Source organism: Pantoea sp. EA-12, assembly GCF_030053355.1.
GTDB classification, from domain to species: Bacteria; Pseudomonadota; Gammaproteobacteria; order Enterobacterales; family Enterobacteriaceae; genus Pantoea; species Pantoea vagans_C.
Window position 1 is genome coordinate 1 of record NZ_JASGBY010000022.1, and the last position, 24,622, is coordinate 24,622.

Genomic DNA, 24,622 nt, shown 5'->3' on the forward strand with positions numbered 1-24,622 from the left:
ATTGGTGGAACAATCAGTAGATCACATATCTCTATGCCTGTCTTATTTTACCCGCCCATTACTGGGGATTCCTCAGCGCATCAGCGGCTTTTTTTATATTCATTCCGAATTATTACGGGCACTTATACACTTGACCTGACATTTTGCTGTCAAGCGGTGCAAATGCAGACAACAGGTTCTGCGTCGGGCTGGTGGCACCGTAAATCACGTTGCCGCCCATTTCTGCCGCACGGTTACGCAGGTCATTGGCTGCACCACGCAGAGAACTGCCTTCACCGCCAGAACCGCTTAACCAGTTGCTCTGAGAGCCGGTGACGTTACCCAGAAGCTGACATTGGCTGCCAGGCTGTTGGTCGACGAAGGTCACACGTTCGCCGCCAGAACTCAGTTGATTGGAGCTGCTGCAGCCCGCCAGCAGTAAAGTCCCTACCGCCAGTCCGAGCAAGAGGTTAATCCGCATTGTAATCCCCATTTATTATCATCAGTGTCGGGCGGCAGCGTAGCAGAAAAGCGCACTTTTTTTCTGAACATTCATTGCCACCTACCCTAAATAGTTCCAGGTGCAGAAAGGCGGCAAGGGCATGAATCCCCAAGAACTTACTCCAGTAAGTGACTGGGGTGAATGAACGCAGCCAACGCATCTGCAGCCAGAAATATGACGGGTAAAACCCGCAATATTGCGTTCCTACTTATACCTTGTTCGCCGCCAAAAGAAAAACCCCCGACCGTTTCCGATCGAGGGTTTTTCAAATGACTTAAGCAGTCAGGGGCAAATTACATCATGCCGCCCATTCCGCCCATGCCACCCATGCCGCCAGCTGCGCCTAAATCTGGTGCATCGCCTTTAGGCAGGTCGGTCACCATCGCTTCGGTGGTGATCATCAGACCGGCAACAGAAGAGGCGTACTGCAGTGCAGAACGGGTCACTTTAGTTGGGTCGAGGATACCGAAGTCGATCATGTTGCCGTACTCTTCAGTCTGCGCGTTGTAACCGTAGTTGCCGTCGCCCGCTTTCACGTTGTTAGCAACAACAGATGGCTCTTCACCGGCGTTAGACACGATCTGACGCAGTGGAGCTTCCATTGCGCGCAGCGCAACTTTGATACCCACGTTCTGATCTTCGTTCTGACCTTGCAGGCCAGATGCTGCGATTTTCGCCGCAACACGCACCAGTGCTACACCACCACCCGCAACCACGCCTTCTTCTACCGCAGCACGAGTAGCGTGCAGGGCATCTTCAACACGCGCTTTCTTCTCTTTCATTTCAACTTCAGTGGCTGCGCCCACTTTCAGAACGGCCACGCCGCCTGCCAGTTTCGCTACGCGCTCCTGCAGTTTTTCTTTGTCGTAATCAGAGGTCGCTTCTTCGATCTGCTGACGGATCTGCGTCACGCGGCCAGAGATTGCACTCTGATCGCCCACACCATCAATGATGGTAGAGGTGTCTTTGTTGATCACAACACGCTTAGCCTGACCCAGATCTTCCAGGGTGGCTTTTTCCAGCTCCATACCGATCTCTTCAGAGATCACGGTACCGCCGGTCAGGATAGCGATATCCTGCAGCATGGCTTTACGACGGTCGCCGAAACCAGGCGCCTTAACAGCAGCCACTTTCACGATACCGCGCATGGTGTTCACCACCAGAGTCGCCAGTGCTTCGCCTTCAACATCTTCAGCGATGATCAGCAGTGGTTTACCGGCTTTCGCAACCGCTTCCAGTACTGGCAGCAGTTCACGGATGTTAGAGATTTTTTTATCAGCAAGCAGGATGTACGGTGCATCCAGTTCGATAGCGCCGGTTTCTGGCTTGTTGATGAAATATGGAGACAGGTAGCCACGGTCAAACTGCATACCTTCAACCACGTCCAGCTCGTCCTGCAGGCCGGTGCCTTCTTCAACGGTGATAACGCCTTCTTTACCCACTTTATCCATCGCATCAGCGATCAGGGTGCCGACGGTTTCATCAGAGTTAGCAGAGATGGTGCCAACCTGTGCAATGGCTTTGGTGTCCTGGCAAGGTACAGACAGGGTTTTCAGCTCTTCAACGGCTGCAGCAACGGCTTTATCGATACCGCGCTTCAGGTCCATTGGGTTCATGCCAGCCGCAACCGCTTTCAGACCTTCGTTAACGATAGCCTGCGCCAGTACGGTTGCAGTTGTCGTACCGTCACCTGCAGCGTCGTTCGCTTTAGAGGCGACTTCTTTCACCATCTGTGCACCCATGTTTTCGAACTTGTCTTCCAGTTCGATTTCACGCGCAACAGAAACACCATCTTTGGTGATGGTCGGTGCACCAAAAGATTTATCCAGAACCACGTTACGGCCTTTCGGGCCCAGGGTAACTTTTACTGCATCTGCCAGTACATTCACGCCACGCAGCATTTTTACGCGTGCGTCATTACCGAATTTTACGTCTTTAGCTGCCATTTCAAATATCCCTTAAATTCGTTTCGTTCAGTGAATTACGCGTAATTACGCTTCGACAATCGCCAGGATGTCGCTTTCAGAGATGATCAGAACTTCTTCGTTGTCGATCTTTTCAGTTTTAGCACCGTAGCCTTCGCTGAAAATAACCAGATCGCCAACTTTCACGTCCAGTGGCTTAACGTCGCCGTTTTCCAGGATGCGGCCATTGCCAACAGCCAGGACTTCACCGCGAGTGGATTTACCAGCTGCAGAGCCGGTCAGAACGATACCGCCAGCAGATTTAGCTTCAACTTCTTTACGCTTGACGATAACGCGATCGTGCAACGGACGAATTTTCATTTGGTAGCTCTCCTTTGAGAAGTCCAATCATTCATTTTGGGGTTGAACCGGACTGCATGGCTTCCGGCCTCGTGGAGAGAGAGATAGGGTCAGGAAAAACGGCTTTCAAGGGGCAAAAAATAAAAAATTTTCGTTTTTGTAACCGTTGACGAAAAAGACAGCAAAAAGGCGGCTTGCGCCGCCTTCGATAACTCAGTGATCTTTGTCGTGTCCGATACGTTCCTGATCTTTACGCTCATATTCACCATCCATGGTGAAACCACTGTCTGGCCCCGCGCCCGGCCCCCGCCACACACGTAAATGTGGCATCAGTTTCAGCGTCAGATGCTTTTGTACCGGCGGCAACAGCAGCAGTAAACCGAGGAAGTCGGTAAAGAATCCTGGCAGCAGCAATAAGAAACCAGAGATGATGAGTGAAACGCTTTTGGTCATCTCCGCTGCTGGGCTTTCGTTACGCGCCAGCTTCTCCTGCATCAGGCGGAAGTTCTTCATGCCTTGGTTTTTCACCAGCGAAACACCAATGCAGGAGGTGAAAATCACCAGCAGCATGGTGAGCAGCACGCCCAGCGCATGCGCGACCTGAATGAAAATTGAGATCTCAATCCAGGCCAGAACAAAAAAAATCACGAACGGTATCCAGCGCACCGATATCTCCTGTGAGTAGGGCTGCCTCGCTATTTGCCAGGCAGCAGAATGGGATGGTCTGTCAGACCGTATTGATAGAGATGGGCATCTGAACCGGTAATTTCAACCGATCCTGCCAAATTTTTCCCACTGACTTAAAATTGCGAACTACATCACATATCGTTATTACCGCTGGGCCAGCAAATGCCCGTAAAGTGATCTGTGCACAAACAATTCTGTAACAACAGAATATGATCGTGCCCGCCAGCCCGAAGATGGATAAAATGTCGGTGCGGGTATTCCACGACAATATAATTGCTTCACCTGCACAGTGATTGCCGCCCGACCATCCCGGTCGCCTGGCAGCCACACCGCAGAAATAATAAGAAGGTAATCATGGCGAACAACATTCGTATCGAAGAAGACCTGTTAGGCATGCGCGAAGTTCCGGCAGACGCTTACTACGGTGTTCATACTCTGCGTGCGATTGAGAACTTCTACATTAGTAACAATAAAATCAGCGACATACCGGAATTTGTTCGCGGTATGGTGATGGTGAAAAAAGCAGCCGCGCTCGCCAACAAAGAGCTGCAAACAATCCCTCGCAATATTGCTAACACCATTATTCAGGCCTGTGATGAAGTGCTGAATAACGGTAAATGCATGGATCAGTTCCCGGTTGACGTCTATCAAGGCGGCGCCGGTACTTCGGTCAACATGAACACCAACGAAGTGCTGGCGAATATCGGCCTTGAGCTGATGGGCCACCAGAAAGGTGAATACCAGTACCTCAACCCTAACGATCACGTGAATAAGTGTCAGTCGACTAACGATGCTTATCCCACTGGTTTTCGTATCGCGGTTTACGCCTCTATCCTGAAACTGCTGGACGGTATTAGCCAACTGAGCGAAGGCTTCCAGCGTAAAGCGGTCGAGTTTGAAAACATTCTGAAGATGGGTCGTACGCAGCTTCAGGATGCGGTGCCGATGACGCTGGGTCAGGAGTTCCACGCCTTCAACGTGCTGCTGAATGAAGAAACCCGCAGTATTCTGCGCACTGCAGAACTGCTGCTGGAAGTGAACCTTGGCGCCACCGCGATCGGTACTCGCCTCAACACGCCAGATGGCTATCAGCAACTGGCGGTACAGCGTCTGGCTGAAGTCAGCAACCTGCCGGTGGTGCCTGCAGAAGATCTGATCGAAGCGACCTCTGACTGTGGTGCCTACGTCATGGTGCACTCAGCGCTGAAACGTCTGGCGGTGAAACTGTCGAAGATTTGTAATGACCTGCGCCTGCTCTCATCCGGTCCACGTGCGGGCCTGAACGAAATCAACTTGCCAGAACTGCAGGCAGGTTCGTCAATCATGCCAGCCAAAGTGAACCCGGTGGTGCCAGAAGTGGTGAATCAGGTCTGCTTCAAAGTCATCGGTAACGATATTACCGTCACCATGGCCTCAGAAGCGGGCCAATTGCAGCTGAACGTCATGGAGCCGGTCATCGGCCAGGCGCTGTTCGAGTCGATTAGCATTCTGACCAACGCCTGCTTCAACCTGCTGGAAAAATGCGTTAACGGCATTACCGCCAACAAAGCGGTGTGTGAAGCTTACGTATTCAACTCGATTGGTATTGTCACCTATCTGAACCCCTATATCGGCCACCACAATGGCGATATCGTCGGCAAGATTTGTGCAGAAACCGGTAAGAGCGTACGTGAAGTGGTGCTGGAGCGCGGCCTACTGACCGAAGCAGAACTGGATGATATTTTCTCGATTCAGAACCTGATGCATCCGACTTATAAAGCCAAACGCTACACCGACGAAAACGAACAGTAATCCGTTCCGGATCAAATCGCCAAAAGCACGCTTGTATACAATACGGCGTGCTTTTTTTCTTATGGCGACTACTACTTAAGAGTCTGGATCTCCCCCCATGGCTCAGGAGCGGAATGAATGGTAGGTGTGGAGTTATTGATTGTTCTGCTGGCAATCTGGCTCGGTGCGCGTTTAGGCGGCATCGGTATTGGGTTTGCTGGCGGCTTTGGCGTGTTGGTGCTGACACTCTTCTTCGGCATGAAACCCGGCGCCATTCCCTTCGATGTGATCGAAATTATCATGGCGGTGATCGCTGCGATTGCCGCGATGCAAATTGCTGGCGGGCTGGACTATATGGTGGGGCTGGCCGAACGGTTGTTGCGCCGACATCCGCGTTACGTCACCTTCCTTGCACCACTGGTCACCTATGTGATGACGCTGCTGGCTGGCACGGGGCACACCGCGTTCTCCACGCTGCCGGTGATTGCTGAAGTCGCTAAAGAACAAGGTGTTCGCCCCTCGCGCCCGCTGTCGATTGCCGTCGTCGCCTCGCAGATTGCCATTACCGCCTCCCCGCTTTCCGCCGCCGTGGTGTTCTTTTCGTCGATTCTTGAACCGCGCGGTGTCAGCTATCTGGCGCTGCTTGCCGTGTCGATCCCGGCCACCATGGCCGCCATTTTCTGTGCGGCGGTGATCACCAGCTTCCTCGGCAAAGAGTTGAAGGAGGACGAGGTTTACCAGGCGCGTCTGGCCAAGGGTGAAGTCACGCTACGCGGTGAACGTGTTTATGACATCAAACCTGGCGCCAAACGTTCTGTGCTGCTGTTCCTGTTGGGGATTGCAGCCGTAGTGCTGTACGCCACCGCAATCAGTGACAGCGTCGGGCTGATCAGCAACCCAGTGTTGCCGCGTAACGAAGCGATTGTGGTCTTTATGCTGACCGTCGCGACCCTGATCTGCCTGACGTGCAAAGTGGATACCGGCGAGATCCTCAGTGCCAGCACCTTTAAATCCGGCATGAGCGCCTGTATCTGTGTGATGGGTGTCGCCTGGCTTGGCGATACATTCGTTAAAGCGCATCTGACCGATATCCAAACCGTCGCGGGCGATATGCTGCAAAGCTATCCGTGGATGCTGGCGCTGGTGCTGTTCTTCGCCGCTACCCTACTCTACTCACAGGCTGCCACCACCAAAGCGCTGATGCCCGCCGCCCTGATGTTAGGCGTGTCACCGCTGGCGGCCGTCGCATCTTTTGCCGCCGTCTCCGCGCTGTTTGTTTTGCCGACCTATCCCACGTTGTTAGCGGCAGTAGAGATGGATGACACCGGCTCCACCCGAATCGGCAAGTTTGTTTTTAACCACTCCTTTATTATCCCCGGCGTGTTGGCAATCGCCTTCTCGGTGGCGTTTGGCTTCCTGTTTGGTAGCCTGATTCTGTAACGCCGTTACATCCTGAAAACCTCGTGGCGAGGCGGCCGTGTTATCATCGCGGCCTATTTGCCAACGGAGCTGATTACATCGTCATGGCTGCACGACTCTCCCGCCTGATGGGCATTTGCTTTGCGCTGCTGTTTTGCCTTTCCGCGCACGCTAATATTTTCTCACCCAATAACAACAGCCGCTTTGTACCGGTCGATCAGGCCTTTGGCTTTGATTTCAGCCAGCAAGGTAACCAACTGACGCTGAGCTGGAAGGTGAAGGATGGCTATTACCTGTATCGCCAGCAAATCCACGTCACTCCGCAACAGGCGCAGATAGCCCCCCCTGCCCTGCCAGCGGGTAAGCCGCACGAAGATGAGTTTTACGGCAAAAGCGAAATCTATCCGCAGGATCTGCAACTGCCGATCACGCTACGTCAGGCCGATGCAGGTGCGACGCTCACGGTCACCTACCAAGGCTGTGCTGCTGCCGGGTTCTGCTATCCACCCGAAACCCGCTCCGTGCCGCTGAATCCTGTCGCGCTGAATTCTGCTGCGCCAGCGGTCAGTGCTCAACCCAGCCCATCTTCAACGCCACTGCCCTTTTCACCGCTGTGGGCGCTGCTGATTGGTATCGGTGTCGCTTTCACGCCTTGCGTGTTGCCGATGTATCCGCTGATCTCTAGCATCATTTTAGGTGGGCCACGTCGCTATTCGGTGGGCCGCCTGTTTGCGCTGGCGATGGTGTATGTGCAAGGAATGGCGCTGACCTATACCCTGCTTGGCATGGTCGTTGCGGCGGCGGGCTTACGTTTCCAGGCTGCACTGCAACATCCGTATGTGTTAATTGGCTTGTCGGTGCTGTTTATCGTCCTGGCCCTGTCGATGTTTGGCCTGTTCTCTTTGCAACTGCCCTCCAGCCTGCAAACCCGCCTGACGCTCTGGAGTAACCGCCAACAAGGTGGCTCGCTGCCAGGCGTGTTTATGATGGGGGCGCTGGCAGGATTGATCTGCTCGCCCTGCACCACCGCGCCGCTTAGCGCCATCCTGCTGTATATCGCACAGAGCGGCAATCTGTGGGCCGGTGCCGGCACGCTATGGTTATACGCGTTCGGTATGGGCCTGCCGCTGATTGCCGTCACGATGTTTGGTAACAAGCTGCTGCCAAAAAGTGGCCCCTGGATGCAGAGCGTAAAAGAGGGTTTTGGCTTTGTGATTCTGGCATTGCCGGTGTTCTTGCTGGAGCGCGTCATCGGCGATACCTGGGGGTTGCGTCTCTGGAGCCTGCTTGGCGTGGCCTTCTTTGCCTGGGCGTTCAGCCTCAGCCTGCGTGCGCAGGGCAAATGGCGCATCCTGCAAATCGTGATGCTGGCGGCGGCACTGGTGGCCGCGCGTCCGCTGCAAGACTGGGCCTTTGGCAGCAGCAACAGTGTGCAATCCGTTGCCCATCTGCCGTTCAAAACCATTGCCAGCAGCGAACAACTGGATAGCGCCTTGCAGCAGGCACAGGGCCGCATCACCATGGTTGATCTTTACGCCGACTGGTGCGTGGCCTGCAAAGAGTTTGAAAAGTACACCTTTAGCGACCAAAGCGTGCAAAACGATTTGAGCCAGATACAGCTGCTGCAAGCCAACGTCACCGCCAACAGTGCGCAAGACAATGCACTGCTAAAGCATTTACAGGTGCTCGGATTACCGACCATTCTGTTTTTTGATGCGCAGGGTAAAGAGATCCCTGATTCACGCGTCACCGGTTTCCTGAATGCCGCAGATTTCAGCGCGCATTTGCACAATTTGCCGCGTTAAACGAAACTGGTTGCAGGACACTGCCCGTTCGCCCGCGAACGGGCCCGCACTCCAGAGGAGAGTCACTTGCAACGTGAACAGATTCTTGAGCATGCGCTGAATGTGCTTGAGCAGAGCGGATTAGCCGCTACTACTTCCCTGCAACAGCTGGCCGGCGAGACCGGGCTAACAAAGGAACAGCTTGAGCGTTTCTGGCCTGACCGTGACGCCCTGCTGTATGACGCCCTGCGTTATCACGGCCAGCAAATCGATAGCTGGCGCCGTCAGGTACAGCTTAATGAACATCTCACTCCCGCTCAAAAACTGCTGGCACGCTATGAAGTGTTGAGTGAACACGTCAATAAAGGGCGCTTCCCTGGCTGCTTGTTTATCGCCGCCTGTAGTTTCTATCCGCAACCCGATCAACCGGTGCATCAGCTTGCCGAGCAGCAAAAACGCAGCTCATGGCAGTTTACGCATGAGATCCTGGTGGATTTAGCGCTGGATAACCCCAGCATGGTGGCTGATCAGATGGAGCTAATCCTTGAGGGCTGCCTCAGTAAGCTACTGGTGAAGCGTAACGTGCAGGATGTAGCAACCGCTCGCCGCCTGGCCGAGGATGTACTGAGTATTGCGTTGTGTCGCCAAAACGGCGCACTGAGCTGATCCACGGGCGTGGTGAAGCGCAGGGTGATATTTTGGTCAGCCTGACTGAAAAGCAAGCAATCAGTTACGATTGCACCGTTTTTTTGACGAAAGCCGTTGACGGTCGTGAGCCATTGAGGTTTAATGCGCCCCGTTGCCCGGATAGCTCAGTCGGTAGAGCAGGGGATTGAAAATCCCCGTGTCCGTGGTTCGATTCCGCGTCCGGGCACCAACATTCTGAAAACCCAGCTTATGGCTGGGTTTTTGCTTTTCTGCGTTTGTCATTCTGTTACTCCTTGCCAGCAATCCACTCACACTCCTGCTTATGTTCCATATTTGGCACTCAACTCATCATTAAGCTATTAAAGTGCAAAAAAAGGGACCTTATAAGACACCCTAGTAAAATATCAGTTATCCGATAAAGTTCCACATTTTGAACATTAAGTATTAAAATCAAGATAAAATTCATTATCTGGAACATTATAGGAATGACTACCCTTTCCGCACAGGCTTTGGCCGAAGAGATCGGTCAGCGACTTAAGCAAGCCCGTCTTAATCGTGACTTAACGCAAACGGAGATTGCTGAACGTGCAGGTGTTGCACGTAAGTCCGTGCTCAATGCTGAAAAAGGAAAAGCGCAGTTAGATGTCTTTATCGCCATCATGGTAGCGTTGGATCTCACTCAAACACTGGATATGTTTTTGCCATCGCAGGAAATATCCCCTATTCAACTTGCAAAGTTGCAGGGCAAAAAGAGAAGGCGAGCTTCAGGGCAACGTAAAGATAAGCCGCTCAGGGAGGAGAGTTCAGAATGGTAATGGAAGTCATCAATGTGAGCTATGCACAACAGGATGTTGGCGCGGTCAGCTTTGATTCGGAGAAAGGGGTTGGGGCGTTCGAGTATACATCCAGCTTTATCAAGCAAGGCATAGAACTCTCACCGCTAAAAATGCCGCTATCAACACAAATCTATCGTTTTCCAGAGCTTGCGTTTCCAACGTTTAAAGGGTTGCCCGGGCTGATTGCCGACTCGTTACCAGACGATTTTGGCAATGCGGTCCTCAATGCCTGGGTTGCAGGCCAGGGTAAACAGCCTGATGACATTACCCCCCTTCAAAGGCTGCAATATACGGGGAGACGCGGGATGGGTGCCTTGGAATACGCACCAGCGACAAAACTCCGTAGTCTAAATGCCTCAAACTCGATTGAAATAACCTCGCTTGTCGCCATCGCTCAGGAAATCCTTGACGCACGAGGCGCATTCTCTACAGAGCTGCATCGAGACGGGGATGAAGACCGGGAAGCCATGCTTTCACTGCTTTCAGTCGGAATGAGCGCAGGCGGGGCAAGACCTAAAGCGGTTCTGGCGTTTGATGAAGAATTTACTCAGGTACGATCTGGACAGGCTATGGTCCCGGCTAATTTCACGCACTATTTGATGAAGTTTGACGGCGTGAGTGAACATAATCGTAACCAAGAAACTTTTGGTGACCCATTAGGTTTTGGTGCCATGGAGTATGTCTACTATCAGATGGCAAAAGCATGTGGTATCGACATGATGCCATCACGCTTATTAGCTGAAGGCCATCGCCGCCACTTCATTACCCAGCGTTTTGATCGTATTGGTAATCAGAAGATTCATGTACAAACCCTGAATGGCCTCGCGCATGTCGATTATAAAAAACCAGGTTCATTTTCTTATGCGGAACTCTTCAGTGTTGCGCGGCAACTTAATCTTTCAGCGCGTGATGCCGAACAACTGATGAAGCGCATGATATTTAATATTGTGGCGCGTAACCATGACGATCATGCCAAGAATTTTTCCTTCATGTTGAAAGGCAAAAAATGGAAGCTGGCTCCGGCATACGATCTGGCTTATAGCTTTAAACCTGGGAGTAAATGGGTTAACAGCCATTGGATGACATTGAATGGTAAACGCGACGATTTCACTCGCCATGATTTCTATACGTTGGAGAAGATCAGTCCCCTGTTCAACAGACGAAATCTGGATCGGTTGATAGATGAAACAGTGGAAGCCGTAGCGCAATGGGCAACGCTGGCTCGTGAGCAAGAAGTACCCCCTACCTTGATAGCCGAAGTGCGCGACAACCTACGTTTAAGACTTTGAATTACGGGATGCCTCACAGCATCCCATCATTGACTACAACTGATAATCCTCGTCACTCACCTGCTCCATCCAGGTCACCGGGCTGCCATCCACCAATTCGGCAATAGCGATATGTGACATCGCGTTATCCGGGGTTGCGCCATGCCAGTGCTTCACACCCTCTGGGATCCAGATAATGTCACCTTGATTCATCACCTGAATCGCCTCGCCTTCGCACTGAATCCAGCCTTGCCCATGCACAATAATCAAAGTCTGTCCGAGCGGATGCGTATGCCATGCAGTACGCGCGCCCGGCTCGAATGTCACCGTTGCGCCACCTACGCGTGCAGGGGCATCAGCCTGGAAAGGGGCATCCAAACGCACCGTACCGGTGAAATACTCTGCTGGGCCTTTGCGTGAGGGTACTGAGCCGTTTTTGATGAATCGCAACATCGTTTTTATCCTCTGTTTTATCAATGACTCTACTGTAGCAAAGCGGACTGGATGCGATTAAGACAACAATCACGCAAGCGCCTATGAGCAGAACTCATAAGATCATGCCGATTACTGTTAGAGGGGTGTCAAGGAGGCGGATACTTTAAAACTCCTCTTTTAAAGGGAAACAATAAAATAACCTCAGGTCATAATATTAATTAATCCCCCCATAAAAAATTTCAATAAAATTATTTATCAGACAGTTAACGCACCCCTAAATAATATTTCGTGATCGTGACTTCGTAAGCCGTAACACTCACTCCGTAACACGCCATTTATCCCGTATTCTTGCTCAAACAGAAAAATAACCTCTGATACCCGGCTGTGTAAAACAGCCTGGGTCCCCCTACTCTGTCATTGCATCGGGAGTAAATTATGCCTGAAGAGACGATCGCGTTGCCGTGGTATAAAAGGCTTAACCGCCAGCAATGGAAGGCATTCTGGGCTGCATGGATGGGATATTTGCTGGACGGATTTGACTTCGTCATTATTACCCTGGTGCTTACCGAAATAATGGCTGAATTTCATGTTTCGACAGCAGAAGCCGCGGCCTTAATTTCCGCTGCATTTATCTTACGCTGGTTTGGTGGATTAGCGCTGGGTGCAATGGGTGATAAATATGGCCGAAAAAGCGCCATGATCACCAGCATCATATTATTCGCAGGCGGAACATTCGCCTGCGGTATTGCGCCGAATTACACGTGGATGTTTATTGCGCGTGTTTTAGTCGGGATTGGCATGGCGGGTGAATATGGCACCAGTTCCGCTTATGCCATCGAAACCTGGCCAAAAGACATGCGTAACAAAGCCAGTGCCTTTCTTAATTCAGGATTCTCCGCTGGCGCTATTTTATCGGTGCTGGCTTACAGTTGGGTGGTGCCGCTATGGGGCTGGCGAGCGCTGTTTTACCTCGGCATCATCCCGGTGTTTTATGCCTTATGGCTTCGACGCGCCATCCCAGAAGCTGAAGAGTGGGCCGCTGCGAAAGCGAAAGCCACACAGCCCGCCGTCACCATGATCGATGCGCTGTTTCGCAGTCCCAATCGCTTACGGAATAACCTCAATATACTGCTCGGGATTGTTGCTGCCGTGGCGCTCTACTTCTGTTTCGATCATCAAAGCTCCGGTTGGGCAACCGCGCTGTTAGCCATCACCACCGCCGCTATTTTTATTCGCTTCCTGGTGCAGAGTGGCGGCGATCGCTGGCCCACCAGCCTGATGCTAACGGTGACGATTATTTGCGTCTTCCTTTATGGGTGGCCAATCCATGCGCTATTACCGACTTACCTGAAAACCGATCTGCACTATTCGCCTGAGGTGGTGGCGTTAGTATTCTCCTTCAGCCGCTTTGGCATGGGGCTGGGCTGCTGCGTGGCGGGCATTGCTGCCGACCGGATAGGCACGCGCAAAACCTATGTTCTCAGCCTGTTAGTCGCCCAGTTGCTGATCATCCCGGTGTTTATGCTTAACGGCTCGAATGTTTGGTTGTTGTGCCTGCTCATCTTCCTGCAGCAGCTATTCAGCCAGGGTGTCGGTGGGCTGCTGGCGAAAATGATCAGCGGCTATTTTGATACCGAACAGCGTGCCGCCAATCTCAGCTTTATCTACAACATCGGCTCGCTGGGCGGTGCATTAGCGCCGGTGCTGGGTGCACTGATTGCGCAGCATGCGTCGCTAGGCGGTGCACTGGGTGGACTCTCCTTTGGCTTGACCTTCGTGGTGATGCTGCTGATTGGTTTTGATATGCCTTCCCGCGTGCAGCGCTGGCTGAAACCGCAGGCACTTCGCCATTACGACACCGTCGATGGCACGCCACTCTCCGGCGCATTCACCCGTGAAGAGCGAGCCGACCCCTCTCTTACCCCTATAAACCCAAGTAAGTCCTGACAGGAGAATAAAATGACCGCAGGAAACCGTATTTATCTACGTCGCCCAGCTGATGCCGAACCCTTACTGGAAGCCTTCCGCTGCTTACCCGCCGCGGTGGTCGCGGACTGCATGAGCCGCCTCCCCGCGTTGTCAGCGGAGATCAGCCTGAAAACCGCGCCACAAAAACCGATCATGTGCGGTCTGGCAGTCACGGTGAAAGCACGTTCCGGCGATAACCTGATGTTGCACAAAGCGCTGGATATGGCCGGGCCAAACGATGTGATTATTCTGTCGAATGAGGGCGACCGCAGCCAGTCATTGATGGGTGAAGTGATGGCCACCTACGCCAGACAGCGCGGCATGGAAGGGATTGTGCTGGATGGACCGGTACGTGACATCGACGGCTTATCACGCATGAACTTCCCGATTTATGCGGCTGGTCATACCCCCGGCGGTCCGTTCAAAGATGGCCCAGGCGAAATTAACGTGCCGATTGCCTGCGGCAAAATCCATGTCTCACCCGGCGATATTGTGCTGGGGGATGCCGACGGCGTGATTATCATTCCACGTCAGGATGCGGCACGCATTCTTGAAGCGGCACAGGCCTATTTAATCGTGGATGAGCGTAACTTCGAGCTGGCAAAAACCGGTTCGCTGGAGCGCGGCTGGCTGGCAGAGACACTGCACAATAAGCAGGTCGAGATTATTGATGATATTTACCGTTAAGGGTTAAGAGGCGCGATATATCGCGCCGCTACGGTTATGGCGAAGGGCGGCCTAAAGGCCGCCCCCCACTGTACATATCACGGCGTGGTGCTCACCATCGCCAACTTGCGCTGCCGATTTTCGCGCCACACCGCAAAAATTCCGGCCAGCGCCACAATCGATGCGCCAAAGATGGTGGTGCTGCCCGGCAGGCTGTTGAGGAACAGATAACCAATCAGCATCGACCATACCAGCGTGGTGTAATCAAAGGGGGCGAGTAATGAGGCATCGGCATAACGCAGGCTCAGCGTAACCAGAATTTGCGCCAGCCCACCAAACAAGCCACAGCCTACCAGCAACAACAGCTGCAAGCCGGTAGGTTTCGCCCAACCAAAGAACGCGGTCGCCAGGCCAATCAGCGTGGTCATCAATGAAAAATAGAACACAATCGCGCCGGGCTTTTCGATGCCATTAAGGAAGCGGATCTGCACATTGGAGGTCGCCGTACAGAGTGCCGCAATCAGCGCAAACGCCACGCCCAGGCTGGCCGTCGCACTGCTGGCACCGCCGGCCAGCACACCACCACTGGCCGCGAGGCTGGAGGAGAGCATGATCAGAATGCCGGATAATCCCACCACGACCGCTACCCAGCGTGACAACCGTACCCGCTCTTTCAGCAGCATCGCCGCCATAATCACCGTAAACAAAGGCGCGGCATAGCTGAGCGCAGTGGCATCGGCTAGCGAGATATACACCAGCGCCAGATAGTTAAAATACATGCCGCCAGTGCCGGAAAAACCACGAATGAAATGGCCAAACAGGTTGCGCGTCTTGAGGTTTTCCAGCACGTTGCCCTGGAATTTCAGCCAGATCAGCAAGGGGAACAGCGCGATAAAACTGCGGAAAAAGATCACTTCGCCGGTGGGCATCGCGCCATTGAGGCCCTTCACACAGGCCAGCATCAAGGTGGCGCAGAGCGCGGCAAATATCTTCAGTAACACGCCTAAACGGGGATTCATGCGCTTTCTCTTCTCTCTCTACTGCGTGCAATCGGCAGGATTGCCGAGAGGACAACGCGCTTCACACTAAGGAGAAAACTGTGCGCTGGATAACACTTTTTCGCTCTGCCTGAATAGAAATAACTTATCGCCTTGGGTCATATCATTTCCCTATTGCATGCAACGCTTTCCCTCTTTTTCGACGTAAAACAAAGCCGATATAGTCCAGAAAAGCGAACTTTTGCGCTGCGAGGCAGCATCCACCATTGAGGGAATGCACATGACCATGAAAAGACGTACTACCATCGGGTTGGCACTGCTGCCACTGCTGGCGATTTCGGCGGCGCAGGCAGACATGATGGCGAACATTAAATCCAGCGGCGAACTGAAGTGTGCCGTTTACTCTGACGTGCCTCCGTTCTCTTCACCGGATCCACAGACGCGCCAGCTGGCTGGGATGGATATCGATCTCTGTACCGCGTTAGCCAAACATATGGACGTTAAACTCACGCTGGTGCCGACATCCGTTGAAGCACGTATTGCCGTTATTGCCACCGGTCGCGCTGATGTGTTGATTGCCAACCTCGCTTACACCAAGACCCGCGGTAATCAGATCCAGTTCAGCGATCCGTACTACGTGGCAAAAGAGATGTTGCTGGTCAAAGCTCCGCTGGCGGATAAGCCTTTAAGCTACTTCCAGGGCAAACGCATCAGCGCCACCAAAGGCACCACTTCTGAGCAATCCATCCATATCAAGGGCGGCAAAGCCGTGACCTTCCAGGATTCCGCTTCGGCGTTCCTGGCGCTGGAACAGAACAAGTCTGTAGGCTTCGTCACCAACACCATGACCGGTATCAAAACCATCGCTCAGGCGAAAAAAGACGGCATTGATTTGGCGATGATCAAAGAGCCGATGGCGCTGGAGCCGATTGGTGTCGGCATGAAGAAAGATGAACCGGCGCTGCTCGCCAGCGTGAACAGTGGCCTGAAAGCCATGGACGATGACGGCACCATCGATAAAATCTGGAACACCTGGATTGGGCCAAACACCGAATACAAGATGGTGCGTGAAGAGCGCGTACAGCCGCTCTCCAGTCTGAAATTTGAACCGCTGGAATAACCATGCCCGTGATGTCGCCATCTGATATCCAGCCCGCCAGCGCCCCCGCGCTGGCTTGCTCCTCCGCGATTACCCTTTCCACCATCGGCGCGCGTGCGTGGCTGGTGGAAGCGCCGGGCGGGTTTGATCTCTCTGCCCAACGCCGCATCTGGTCACTGGCACGTCTGCTGCAAGCGGATGAAGCCGTTGAAGCCTTGATTCCTGGCGTCACCAATTTGCTGGTGCTGTTCCGCCACATCCCTGTTGATGAAGCCGCCGTTCGTCTTAGCCTGCAAGCGGCCTGGGACCAGGCTCAGGCGACCAGTCCGCAAGGAAAACTGATTGAAATCCCGGTGCATTATGGCGGCGAACACGCAATCGATATTGATGCGGTCTGCCGACACACCGGCTTTAGTGCACGCGAAGTGGTGCGTCGCCACCATCAGAGCGAATACACGGTGTTCGCCCTGGGCAGTGCGCCAGGCTTTGGTTATTTGCACGGGCTCGATCCGCAACTGGCTACGCCAAGGAAGAAAGTGCCGTCGCTGAGCATGTTGAAAGGCACAGTGACCATTGGTGGCGCGCAGGCGGGTGTGTCAGCACTGACCGGTCCCAACGGCTGGAACGCCATTGGCTTTGCCGAACTGGATGTGTTTGATCCCCTGGCAGCCTCACCGGCCTTGATGGCACCAGGCGATCGTATTCGTTTCCTGCCGCAGAGGATTGAACTGTGATTGAGATTGAACAAAGCGGTGCGCTTAACACAGTGCAAGATCTGGGGCGCTTCAATTTCCGCCATATGGGCGTCTCGGTCAGTGGTGTGATGGATCCCCTGGCATTGCGCGCGGGCAATCTGTTGCTGGGGAATGAAGAGAATGCCGCGGCGATCGAAGTTCAACTGTTCCCGTTTCGCGTACGCTTTCTGCAAGACTCCAGCATCGCCGTGACGGGCGCAGACTGCCGTACCACGCTGGATGGCGTCCCCCTGCCGCCCTGGTGGGGTTGCGGCGTGCGGGCGGGCCAGGTGCTGGAAATGCGTTACCCCCGCAGTGGCGCCCGCGGTTACCTTTGCATCGCGGGCGGCATTGATGTGCCCGTGGTGCTGGGTTCACGGAGCACCGCACTGCGCGGCAGCTTTGGTGGACTAGAAGGCCGTCCGTTACAACGTGGCGATCGGCTGGCGCTGGGTGAATCGCACGCCCCAGCGCTGCCCGCCAGTGGGATTGGCATCGAACCGCCTGACAGCGCTCTGAGCGCGCATTTCCCGCGTAACAGTGCCGGTGAGATCCAGCTGCGCGCGATTCCATCGGGTGAATATCCGCTGTTCGCTGCTGATGCGCCGCGCTTCTGGCAGCAATCCTGGCAGGTTTCCAACCAAAGCAATCGCACCGGTTATCGGCTGGCGGGCGCTCCGATTTTCCCCTCTGAAACCATTGAAATGCGCTCCTATGGCCTGATACCGGGCATTGTGCAGGTGCCACCCGGCGGCGAACCCATTATTCAGCTGAGCGATGCTAACACCGCTGGCGGTTACCCGAAGATTGCTGGGGTGATCGAGCAGGATCTGTGGCGTCTGGGACAAGTGCTTCCCGGCCAGTCGATCCAGCTGATCCAGAGCGATGCGCGTGAAGCGATAGCGATCGATCAGGAAGTCACACGCTGGCTCAGCCGTCTGCGTCTTAGTTGCCCGCCGCTGCGCAAAGCGCTGATGGCATAACTTTCGTAAGGAACCCAAACCATGAAGATTGATGTGAATTCCGATATGGGCGAAGGCTTTGGCGTTTATCAACTGTGCGATGACGCCGCGCTAATGAAGGTGGTGTCATCAACCAATATCGCCTGCGGATTCCACGCGGGCGATCCGGCGATCATGACCAGGATGGTACGGTTGGCCAAAGAGAACGGTGTCGGTATTGGCGCCCATCCCGGCCTGCCCGATCGTCAGGGTTTTGGCCGCCGTGAATTACCGTTCAGCGCCGAAGAGATTTGCCAGCAAGTGGCGTATCAACTGGGTGCGCTGACGGCGATTGCCCAGGCGGAAGGCACTAAAGTGTCACACTTCAGCTTCCATGCGGCGATGGGCAATATCGTCAATCGCGATGAGGCACTGGCACAGCAGGTGATGGCGCTGGTCGCCCGCATCAATCCAGACCTGATTGTGTTTGCCCAACCCGATACCATTATTGAGCGTGCAGCACAGCAGGTGGGACTGAAAACCCTGACGCTGTTCCTCGCGGATCGCGCCTATGATGCGCAAGGACGTTTAGTGCCGCGCGGCATTGCCGGTTCCGTAATTAAAGAGGAGACCGCGCTGCGCGCCCGCGTGCGCCAGTTCCTGCAGCATGGCACCGTGACCACGTTCGAAGGAGAAGAGATTAGCGTGCGCGCGCGCTCGATTCTGGTTCACAGCGACACGCCGGGTTCACTGGCGCTCGCGACTATTGTGCGCAGTGAAATTGAAGCCAGCGGCCATCAGGTCGCCCCCGCAGCAGAAGTCATCGCGCAGTAATCACGAACAAAAAATGGCCGCATTGCGCGTAATGGTTGTCAGTTAAGCGACTGACGATAACGCCGCCTGGAGCCCCACGCGGGGAGGCGTGGGGCAGTTCGCGGCCGACCATGGATGGTCATCCGCGAACGGTCCGTCCGGCACGACGTGGAAGTCGAAGGTACCGCGTCAGCGGCGCGAGGACGGCCCAGAGGGGGCAGTAGTGGCGGCAGAGCCCGCACAGAAAAGAAAGGCCACTTATCAATAAGCAGCCTGAGTTCTTAACAGACAAACATGACCGCTTTACGCGGCCATTCATCTCTCTCGTCTATATCCCTTAACGGCAACCGGCGCAGAACGCTGCGATGCGATCACAACCGGTTTGCAAACGCTCCATGCTGGTGGCGTAGGAAATACGGAAGAATGGGCTCATACCGTAAGCTGCACCCTGCACCGTCACCACATGTTGTTCTTCGATCAGCGCCAGCACAAAATCAGCATCATTGCTGATCAATCGTCCACCCGCGCTGGTTTTGCCAATCAATCCTTCAATATTCACAAACAGATAAAACGCGCCCTCCGGCTTATGGCAGCGTAAACCGTCAATCGAGGTCAGGCGCTCCAGCACATAATCACGGCGCTCACGGTAAATACCCGCACGCTCCTGCAGCAGATCCTGTGGGCCTTCCAGTACCGCCACCGCTGCGGCTTGCGTCAAGGTACACACACCGCCGCTGTTCTGCGTATTGACGTTACTCATGGCTTTAATCAGGGGGGCTGGGCCACCACAGAAGCCGAGGCGCCAGCCCGTCATCGAATAGGCTTTCGACACGCCGTTCACCGTCAGCACGCGGTCATAAAGGCGCGGCTCAACCTGTGCCAGGGTGTAAAAACGCACGTCGTCGTAAATCAGGTGCTCATAGATATCATCGGTCATGATCCACACCTGCGGATGGCGCAGCAGCACCTCGCCCAGCGCCAGTAACTCGGCCTTGCTGGCAACCGAACCGGTAGGGTTACTCGGATAGTTCAGCAGCAGCCACTTGGTCTTATCCGTGATGGCAGCATCAAGATCGGCGGGCAACGGCTTAAATCCATTCTCCTGCGCGCACGGCAGCGGCACAGGTACGCCGCCAGCAAATTTCACGATATCGGCATAGCTAATCCAGGACGGCGTCGGGATCACCACTTCGTCACCCGGATTGATGGTGGCCATGATGGCATTAAAGATGATCTGCTTCGCACCACCAGCGGTCAGAATCTGGCTAACGTCATAATCCAGCTGATTGTCACGCTTGAACTTCAGTTGAATCGCCTTACGCAGTGCCGGCGTACCGTCGGTTGGCGGATAACGCGTATCACCCGCACGCGCGGCAGCGTATGCGGCTTCGATGGCATGAGGCGGTGTCGGGAAATCAGGTTCACCGGTGGAGAGTGCTACCACATCCACACCCTGCGCCGCGAGATCGCGCGCTTTCTGGGTCATGGCTACAGAGGCGGAAACGGTGACATTCTTTAATCGATCGGCTATCTCGGGCATGGTCAATCCTGGGTTCGGTGTCAGTTTCCCTGAGCATAGGATTAGGGCCGAGGCCACGATAATAGAGCTTTGTTGTGGTGATATAACACAAAGCGATGACTGGACCGACTCCACACTTTTGACATAAAGGTTTGGGATTGGCAGAAAATTGCGCGGCAGGTCACGCCCATGCGCCTGACGCAATGTTAATAAAGTGTTACTTTTGTTCGCGAGCCACATCTCGAACCCACGATTTTCCTTGCCCGTCATTGGCAATGCTGATGGGTCAAATGCACCCTTTCGGTGCATCGCTGCTTTTTTCAACACCCGCCAGACCGGCGGATCGCTAACTCAGCACCAGCCTCAGGAGGCCCGGTAGCCGTACCCTCCTGTCTGAGTTCAATCATGAAAGCTTATATTGGCATCAACTTTGCTTGATACCGATATGCGTTCTGTTGGAGGGAAGTGCCCATGAATCTTCGTCGCCTGAAGTATTTTGTTAAAATTGTTGATGTCGGTAGCCTGACTCAAGCCGCAGATATTCTGCATATCGCCCAGCCTGCACTCAGTCAGCAGCTGGCCACGCTGGAAGGGGAAGTCAATCAACAGCTATTGATCCGTACCAAGCGCGGGGTCACGCCAACCGAAGCAGGCAAAACGCTCTATTCTCATGCCCAGTCCATTTTGCGCCAGTGCGAACAGGCGCAAAGTGCGATTGATTTGGTGGGTGCATCTCTCAGCGGCAGCGTCTCGGTGGGTCTGGCACCTGGCACCGCCGCGCAAAACCTCGCACTCCCGCTGATGATGGAAGTGCAGCAACAGCATCCGGGCATCGTGCTGTATTTCAATGAAAACTTCGGCACCACGCTCAGCGAATTGATCATGAATGGACGCATGGATATGGCAGTGATCTACGATCATCGCAGCATCCATGGCCTACGCTTCATGCCGTTGATGAAAGAAGATTTATGCTTCGTCTGCCCGTTCAGCCTGGCAAAACCGGTTAAAGAAATTCCGCTGGCACAGGTTGCACAATACGACCTGTTCCTGCCGCGCATTTATAACATCATGCGTAAAGTACTGGATGATGCCTTCACGCAAAACAACCTGCAGTACCGCGTGAAATGCGAGATCGAATCACAAACCACGCTGAATGCCGCCCTCAGCGCAGGTTTAGGCACCACCATCATGCCGGAGTCTGCCGCACGTGCGCTGCTGAAAAACGGTGATACCTGGATGGCGAAAATAGTTGAGCCAGATGTACAGGCCTCACTGTCGTTCTGCATGTCCGATCACCTGCCCCTCTCCCAGCCTGCTGAAGCAGTGAAATCGATTCTGCTGTCGTTGATGTCTCGTCGCAATGTCGAGAACCATCCGCTGACCCTGGTGGGATAAGACCCGCTTATTACCGCAAAGCGAAACCCTCTTACAGCCCGCCTGACGAACGCGCTAGATTGATTTGGTCTGTTGCCCGCGAAGGCGGGCGTGTTTCGCTTTGACGGGAACCCCATGGAAAAAACCGCGATACCGCTGCCAACGCTGCGTGCGTTGGCGCGCAAAATGCAAAGCTCCGGCCTCAACAGTCTGGCACTTGAGGGCAAACAGTGGTCAGTGCGTCTGACCTTCGCCCCAGCATATCCCTCCCCCGTTATCCTGGCAGAGGAAACCCCACCGGCGACACAGGCGATTGGCGCACCGATGCCCGGTACGCTGCTGCGCCGCCATCCTCTTAGCCAACAGGATTTTGTTCAGCCCGGTCAGCAGGTAGAAGCTCAGGATCTGCTCGCCATGGTGCAGGTTGGCCCCTTATATGTTCCGGTGCTCAGCCCGCTAAAAGGGCGTGTACACCAACTGACTCAACCCTCGAACAGCCCGGTTGAATATGCGGAAGAAATCATGACTATTCAGTCAGATAGTGAGTAAATAATCGGGTTATAAGGGGCACTTATCGCCTCAAAGTTTTTATGTCTTATGCCCTTGCGGCATAACTGCATAAAGTCAAAAAAGACCAATTACGCCGACAACACCTTCGGCGAGACGAGGAGAGGCAAATGCCATTTTCAGATTATAAAACCGCGCTGGTAACTGGCGCATCCGCCGGCATGGGCGAAGCGATTGTTGAGCGTCTGTGCAAAGAAGGCATCACCGTGCACGCCGTCGCGCGTCGCAAGGAACAGCTGGCCGCACTGGCCGATCGCACTGGCTGCATTCCCCATGCGGTGGATGTCAGTGACGTGAATGCGCTGACGGCACTGTGCAAAGATCTCGAGATCGACATTCTGGTGAATAACGCTGGCTTATCGCACCCGGGTTCAATCCTCGACGCAGACGAAAACGTGGTGGAGACGCAAGTTGATGTCAACCTGCGTGCGGTCCTGCACCTGTGCCGTTTGCTGGTCCCTGGCATGGTCGCACGTGACCGTGGCCATGTGTTCAACATCACCTCAATTGCCGCGATTTACAACTTCAACGGCAACTCGGTGTACCACGCCACCAAAGCCGGTGTGCATGCCCTGTCTCGCCAGCTGCGCGTTGACTGTTATGGCAAACGCGTGCGTATCACCGAAATCTGCCCTGGCCGTGTCGCCACCGATATCTTCGGCAACGTTTCTGGCGACCACGATGACGCACGCCGCCGCTTCATTGATGGCTTCGAACTGCCGCAGGCCAAAGACATCGCCGACTGCGTAGCCTTTGCGCTCTCTGCCCCGGTGGCGGTGAATATCGGCAACATCGAAATCACCCCGACGCTGCAGGTGCCGGGCGGTCTTTCCACTATGCGACCGGGCGACCGCACCGCGTAATACCGTACGAAGAGGTAACTGTATGGCACTTGATTTCAGCAGTGTGATAACCGGCCATTACGGCCAGATGATCGTTGACGGAACGGTGGTCACCCTTGAACTGGCGTTAGGTGCCTGGCTGCTGGCAATGGTTCTTGCCCTGCTGCTGGTGGTGATCCGCCTGACGGAAAATCGTATTGCCGTCGGGCTGGTCAAAGCGTATGTCTCCTATCACCGTAATGTGCCCACCTTAATTCAGTTAATGATGTGGTACTTCGCGATCCCTACGCTGCTGCCGGAATCCGTGCAGATGCTGATCGTCGATTACAACGCCGAGTTTCTGTTTTCACTGGTTGCGCTCGGCCTGTGTCAGGCGGCGTACTTCTCCGAAGACATTCGCAGCGGCCTGCGCGCCATTCCAGATGGACAAAACGAAGCGGCTCGCGCACTGGGCATGAGCTATGTGCGCGCCATGCGCTCCGTGATCCTGCCACAGGGTATTCGCAACGCGCTGCCATCCGTCATCAACCACACCGTGCTGCTGTTTAAAAACACCAGTCTGGCGATGGTCATCGGCGTGGCGGAGCTGACCTATGTCACCCGTGATATTGAGAACCAAACTTTCCGTACCTTCGAGTCCTACTTAGTGGCAACCGTGGGTTACCTGTTCTTCTCCCTGCTGCTGATGGGCCTAGGCGCGCTGCTGGCCCGCCGCTTCCAACGCGTCTACGCGAGGTAATGGCGATGTTTGAGATTTTCACTATTTTGCATGACAACGGCATGCTGCTGTTAATGGGCCAGTACCCTAATGGCCCGCTGGGCGGCGTGCTCTGTACCCTGCTGATTTCAGTGCTGGCCGTGCTCTTTGCTTTCCCCATCGGGGTGCTGCTGGGTCTGGCGCGACTGTCTCCGTGGCGCTGGCTGAGCTGGCCTGCCACCTGCTGGGTCTATTTGCTGCGCGGCATTCCCCTGATGATGGTGGTGTTCTGGACCTACTTCTGCGTACCGCTACTGATTGGCCACAACATCAGCGGCTTCGCCACCATGCTGTGTACGCTGGTGATTTACGAAAGTGCCTACATCGCCGAAATCGTACGTGGCGGCATTCAGGCTTTGCCACACGGGCAGTATGAGGCCTCACGTGCGCTGGGTATGAGCCACCTCAAAACCTTGCGTTTGGTGATTCTGCCGCAGGCGCTGTTCAACACCTTGCCAAGCCTGGTGAGCCAGTTGGTGTCGATCATCAAAGACTCGACGCTCGGCTACGTGATTAACGTACCGGAGCTGACCTTTGCTGCGAATCAGGTGAGCAACCAGTTGCTGACGAAACCGTTCCAGGTATTTGCGATTGTGGCGCTGAGCTATTACGTCATCTGCTTCAGCCTCACCTGGCTTGCCAATAAACTCGAAGCGCATATTGCGCAGAAACGTCGCCAACCGCCGCAGGCCAATGCCAATGTGGCACCCGCGGTGATGCTGACTAAAACCTCTTCGCAATAAGGAAGCTCT

Annotated in this window: 24 protein-coding genes and 1 tRNA gene; 18 read left to right on the forward strand and 7 right to left on the reverse strand. The window is 54.4% G+C overall.

Annotation, left to right across the window (positions count from 1 at the left end; translation table 11 throughout):
- Positions 1-112: 112 nt before the first annotated feature.
- From QMZ30_RS23470 to QMZ30_RS23485, 4 genes are all read right to left on the reverse strand, one after another.
- Complete coding sequence (locus QMZ30_RS23470; protein ID WP_039327428.1) at positions 113-460, reverse strand: DUF4156 domain-containing protein; 348 nt, start codon at positions 458-460, stop codon at positions 113-115.
- A gap of 314 nt (positions 461-774) precedes the next feature.
- Positions 775-2,427, reverse strand: coding sequence for a chaperonin GroEL (gene groL / locus QMZ30_RS23475; protein ID WP_283229078.1), 1,653 nt, complete (start codon positions 2,425-2,427; stop codon positions 775-777).
- Between the two features lie 45 nt (positions 2,428-2,472).
- Positions 2,473-2,766: a co-chaperone GroES gene (locus QMZ30_RS23480; RefSeq protein WP_021507766.1), complete on the reverse strand. Its 294-nt coding sequence runs from the start codon at positions 2,764-2,766 to the stop codon at positions 2,473-2,475.
- Between the two features lie 192 nt (positions 2,767-2,958).
- Positions 2,959-3,411, reverse strand: a complete 453-nt coding sequence (locus tag QMZ30_RS23485) for an FxsA family protein (protein ID WP_283229079.1) — start codon at positions 3,409-3,411, stop codon at positions 2,959-2,961.
- A 375-nt stretch (positions 3,412-3,786) separates the two neighbouring features.
- Here QMZ30_RS23485 and aspA point away from each other — a divergent pair, with 375 nt between their 5' ends.
- The 7 genes from aspA to QMZ30_RS23520 all read left to right on the forward strand — a co-directional run bounded on the left by aspA (position 3,787) and on the right by QMZ30_RS23520 (position 11,178).
- Positions 3,787-5,223: an aspartate ammonia-lyase gene (gene aspA, locus QMZ30_RS23490; RefSeq protein WP_007886584.1), complete on the forward strand. Its 1,437-nt coding sequence runs from the start codon at positions 3,787-3,789 to the stop codon at positions 5,221-5,223.
- Between the two features lie 117 nt (positions 5,224-5,340).
- Positions 5,341-6,642 carry an anaerobic C4-dicarboxylate transporter gene (locus QMZ30_RS23495; RefSeq protein WP_283229080.1) on the forward strand — a complete coding sequence of 434 codons (1,302 nt, stop codon included), beginning with the start codon at positions 5,341-5,343 and terminating at the stop codon, positions 6,640-6,642.
- An 83-nt stretch (positions 6,643-6,725) separates the two neighbouring features.
- Positions 6,726-8,426, forward strand: coding sequence for a protein-disulfide reductase DsbD (locus QMZ30_RS23500; protein WP_283229081.1), 1,701 nt, complete (start codon positions 6,726-6,728; stop codon positions 8,424-8,426).
- 66 nt (positions 8,427-8,492) lie between these two features.
- A complete protein-coding gene (dicD, locus tag QMZ30_RS23505) occupies positions 8,493-9,071 on the forward strand; it encodes a division control transcriptional repressor DicD (RefSeq protein ID WP_039337484.1) in 579 nt (192 codons plus the stop codon).
- Between the two features lie 135 nt (positions 9,072-9,206).
- Positions 9,207-9,282: transfer RNA gene (locus tag QMZ30_RS23510), tRNA-Phe, on the forward strand.
- Positions 9,283-9,538: 256 nt separating this feature from the next.
- Positions 9,539-9,868: a helix-turn-helix transcriptional regulator gene (locus QMZ30_RS23515; protein WP_283229082.1), complete on the forward strand. Its 330-nt coding sequence runs from the start codon at positions 9,539-9,541 to the stop codon at positions 9,866-9,868.
- Positions 9,862-11,178 (forward strand): type II toxin-antitoxin system HipA family toxin, encoded by a 1,317-nt coding sequence (locus QMZ30_RS23520; protein ID WP_283229083.1) that lies wholly within the window; start codon positions 9,862-9,864, stop codon positions 11,176-11,178. The genes QMZ30_RS23515 and QMZ30_RS23520 overlap by 7 nt, the downstream gene beginning before the upstream one ends.
- A gap of 33 nt (positions 11,179-11,211) precedes the next feature.
- Here the strand turns inward: QMZ30_RS23520 and QMZ30_RS23525 are convergent, their stop codons facing one another.
- Positions 11,212-11,610, reverse strand: a complete 399-nt coding sequence (locus tag QMZ30_RS23525) for a (R)-mandelonitrile lyase (protein ID WP_283229084.1) — start codon at positions 11,608-11,610, stop codon at positions 11,212-11,214.
- A gap of 417 nt (positions 11,611-12,027) precedes the next feature.
- Between QMZ30_RS23525 and QMZ30_RS23530 the strand changes: the two genes are divergently transcribed.
- Together QMZ30_RS23530 and QMZ30_RS23535 are read left to right on the forward strand one after the other, a co-directional pair.
- The gene (locus tag QMZ30_RS23530; protein WP_283229085.1) at positions 12,028-13,539 is read left to right on the forward strand and encodes an MFS transporter; all 1,512 of its coding nucleotides are present in this window, start codon (positions 12,028-12,030) and stop codon (positions 13,537-13,539) included.
- A gap of 12 nt (positions 13,540-13,551) precedes the next feature.
- Entirely contained in the window at positions 13,552-14,247 is a 696-nt protein-coding gene (locus QMZ30_RS23535) for an RraA family protein (protein WP_283229086.1), read from the forward strand.
- A 77-nt stretch (positions 14,248-14,324) separates the two neighbouring features.
- Here QMZ30_RS23535 and QMZ30_RS23540 read toward each other — a convergent pair whose 3' ends face one another.
- A complete protein-coding gene (locus QMZ30_RS23540) occupies positions 14,325-15,245 on the reverse strand; it encodes a DMT family transporter (RefSeq protein WP_283229087.1) in 921 nt (306 codons plus the stop codon).
- Positions 15,246-15,504: 259 nt separating this feature from the next.
- Between QMZ30_RS23540 and QMZ30_RS23545 the strand changes: the two genes are divergently transcribed.
- Genes QMZ30_RS23545 through QMZ30_RS23560 form a run of 4 tightly spaced genes read left to right on the forward strand, consistent with a single transcriptional unit; the run spans position 15,505 to position 18,832 of the window.
- Entirely contained in the window at positions 15,505-16,344 is an 840-nt protein-coding gene (locus tag QMZ30_RS23545) for a transporter substrate-binding domain-containing protein (protein ID WP_039337325.1), read from the forward strand.
- A gap of 2 nt (positions 16,345-16,346) precedes the next feature.
- Entirely contained in the window at positions 16,347-17,057 is a 711-nt protein-coding gene (gene pxpB / locus QMZ30_RS23550; RefSeq protein ID WP_283229088.1) for a 5-oxoprolinase subunit PxpB, read from the forward strand.
- On the forward strand, positions 17,054-18,040 hold the full coding sequence (locus QMZ30_RS23555; RefSeq protein WP_283229089.1) for a 5-oxoprolinase subunit C family protein: 987 nt from the start codon (positions 17,054-17,056) through the stop codon (positions 18,038-18,040). Before pxpB ends, QMZ30_RS23555 begins: the two co-directional genes overlap by 4 nt.
- Before the next feature lie 21 nt (positions 18,041-18,061).
- On the forward strand, positions 18,062-18,832 hold the full coding sequence (locus tag QMZ30_RS23560; protein WP_283229090.1) for a 5-oxoprolinase subunit PxpA: 771 nt from the start codon (positions 18,062-18,064) through the stop codon (positions 18,830-18,832).
- 316 nt (positions 18,833-19,148) lie between these two features.
- Here QMZ30_RS23560 and QMZ30_RS23565 read toward each other — a convergent pair whose 3' ends face one another.
- Entirely contained in the window at positions 19,149-20,351 is a 1,203-nt protein-coding gene (locus QMZ30_RS23565) for a pyridoxal phosphate-dependent aminotransferase (protein WP_283229091.1), read from the reverse strand.
- Between the two features lie 450 nt (positions 20,352-20,801).
- Between QMZ30_RS23565 and nac the strand changes: the two genes are divergently transcribed.
- The 5 genes from nac to QMZ30_RS23590 all read left to right on the forward strand — a co-directional run bounded on the left by nac (position 20,802) and on the right by QMZ30_RS23590 (position 24,613).
- Complete coding sequence (nac, locus tag QMZ30_RS23570) at positions 20,802-21,725, forward strand: nitrogen assimilation transcriptional regulator NAC (RefSeq protein WP_039334112.1); 924 nt, start codon at positions 20,802-20,804, stop codon at positions 21,723-21,725.
- A 114-nt stretch (positions 21,726-21,839) separates the two neighbouring features.
- Positions 21,840-22,253, forward strand: a complete 414-nt coding sequence (locus tag QMZ30_RS23575) for an acetyl-CoA carboxylase biotin carboxyl carrier protein (protein ID WP_283229092.1) — start codon at positions 21,840-21,842, stop codon at positions 22,251-22,253.
- 128 nt (positions 22,254-22,381) lie between these two features.
- Positions 22,382-23,134: an SDR family oxidoreductase gene (locus tag QMZ30_RS23580; protein ID WP_039334110.1), complete on the forward strand. Its 753-nt coding sequence runs from the start codon at positions 22,382-22,384 to the stop codon at positions 23,132-23,134.
- 22 nt (positions 23,135-23,156) lie between these two features.
- Positions 23,157-23,852, forward strand: a complete 696-nt coding sequence (locus QMZ30_RS23585) for an amino acid ABC transporter permease (RefSeq protein ID WP_039334109.1) — start codon at positions 23,157-23,159, stop codon at positions 23,850-23,852.
- Positions 23,853-23,857: 5 nt separating this feature from the next.
- A complete protein-coding gene (locus QMZ30_RS23590) occupies positions 23,858-24,613 on the forward strand; it encodes an amino acid ABC transporter permease (RefSeq protein WP_058970639.1) in 756 nt (251 codons plus the stop codon).
- The last annotated feature ends 9 nt before the right edge of the window (positions 24,614-24,622 follow it).

What these genes read in the sequence shown, in the direction of transcription:
- QMZ30_RS23590 (WP_058970639.1), top strand. Translation starts at nt 23,858, where the DNA reads ATGTTTGAGATTTTCACTATTTTGCATGACAACGGCATGCTGCTGTTA.
- nac (WP_039334112.1), top strand. Translation starts at nt 20,802, where the DNA reads ATGAATCTTCGTCGCCTGAAGTATTTTGTTAAAATTGTTGATGTCGGT.
- QMZ30_RS23520 (WP_283229083.1), top strand. Translation starts at nt 9,862, where the DNA reads ATGGTAATGGAAGTCATCAATGTGAGCTATGCACAACAGGATGTTGGC.
- QMZ30_RS23535 (WP_283229086.1), top strand. Translation starts at nt 13,552, where the DNA reads ATGACCGCAGGAAACCGTATTTATCTACGTCGCCCAGCTGATGCCGAA.
- pxpB (WP_283229088.1), top strand. Translation starts at nt 16,347, where the DNA reads ATGCCCGTGATGTCGCCATCTGATATCCAGCCCGCCAGCGCCCCCGCG.
- QMZ30_RS23575 (WP_283229092.1), top strand. Translation starts at nt 21,840, where the DNA reads ATGGAAAAAACCGCGATACCGCTGCCAACGCTGCGTGCGTTGGCGCGC.
- QMZ30_RS23580 (WP_039334110.1), top strand. Translation starts at nt 22,382, where the DNA reads ATGCCATTTTCAGATTATAAAACCGCGCTGGTAACTGGCGCATCCGCC.
- QMZ30_RS23515 (WP_283229082.1), top strand. Translation starts at nt 9,539, where the DNA reads ATGACTACCCTTTCCGCACAGGCTTTGGCCGAAGAGATCGGTCAGCGA.
- QMZ30_RS23565 (WP_283229091.1), bottom strand. Translation starts at nt 20,351, where the DNA reads ATGCCCGAGATAGCCGATCGATTAAAGAATGTCACCGTTTCCGCCTCT.
- aspA (WP_007886584.1), top strand. Translation starts at nt 3,787, where the DNA reads ATGGCGAACAACATTCGTATCGAAGAAGACCTGTTAGGCATGCGCGAA.
- QMZ30_RS23540 (WP_283229087.1), bottom strand. Translation starts at nt 15,245, where the DNA reads ATGAATCCCCGTTTAGGCGTGTTACTGAAGATATTTGCCGCGCTCTGC.
- QMZ30_RS23530 (WP_283229085.1), top strand. Translation starts at nt 12,028, where the DNA reads ATGCCTGAAGAGACGATCGCGTTGCCGTGGTATAAAAGGCTTAACCGC.
- groL (WP_283229078.1), bottom strand. Translation starts at nt 2,427, where the DNA reads ATGGCAGCTAAAGACGTAAAATTCGGTAATGACGCACGCGTAAAAATG.
- QMZ30_RS23560 (WP_283229090.1), top strand. Translation starts at nt 18,062, where the DNA reads ATGAAGATTGATGTGAATTCCGATATGGGCGAAGGCTTTGGCGTTTAT.
- QMZ30_RS23470 (WP_039327428.1), bottom strand. Translation starts at nt 460, where the DNA reads ATGCGGATTAACCTCTTGCTCGGACTGGCGGTAGGGACTTTACTGCTG.
- QMZ30_RS23500 (WP_283229081.1), top strand. Translation starts at nt 6,726, where the DNA reads ATGGCTGCACGACTCTCCCGCCTGATGGGCATTTGCTTTGCGCTGCTG.
- QMZ30_RS23525 (WP_283229084.1), bottom strand. Translation starts at nt 11,610, where the DNA reads ATGTTGCGATTCATCAAAAACGGCTCAGTACCCTCACGCAAAGGCCCA.
- QMZ30_RS23585 (WP_039334109.1), top strand. Translation starts at nt 23,157, where the DNA reads ATGGCACTTGATTTCAGCAGTGTGATAACCGGCCATTACGGCCAGATG.
- QMZ30_RS23545 (WP_039337325.1), top strand. Translation starts at nt 15,505, where the DNA reads ATGACCATGAAAAGACGTACTACCATCGGGTTGGCACTGCTGCCACTG.
- QMZ30_RS23480 (WP_021507766.1), bottom strand. Translation starts at nt 2,766, where the DNA reads ATGAAAATTCGTCCGTTGCACGATCGCGTTATCGTCAAGCGTAAAGAA.
- QMZ30_RS23495 (WP_283229080.1), top strand. Translation starts at nt 5,341, where the DNA reads ATGGTAGGTGTGGAGTTATTGATTGTTCTGCTGGCAATCTGGCTCGGT.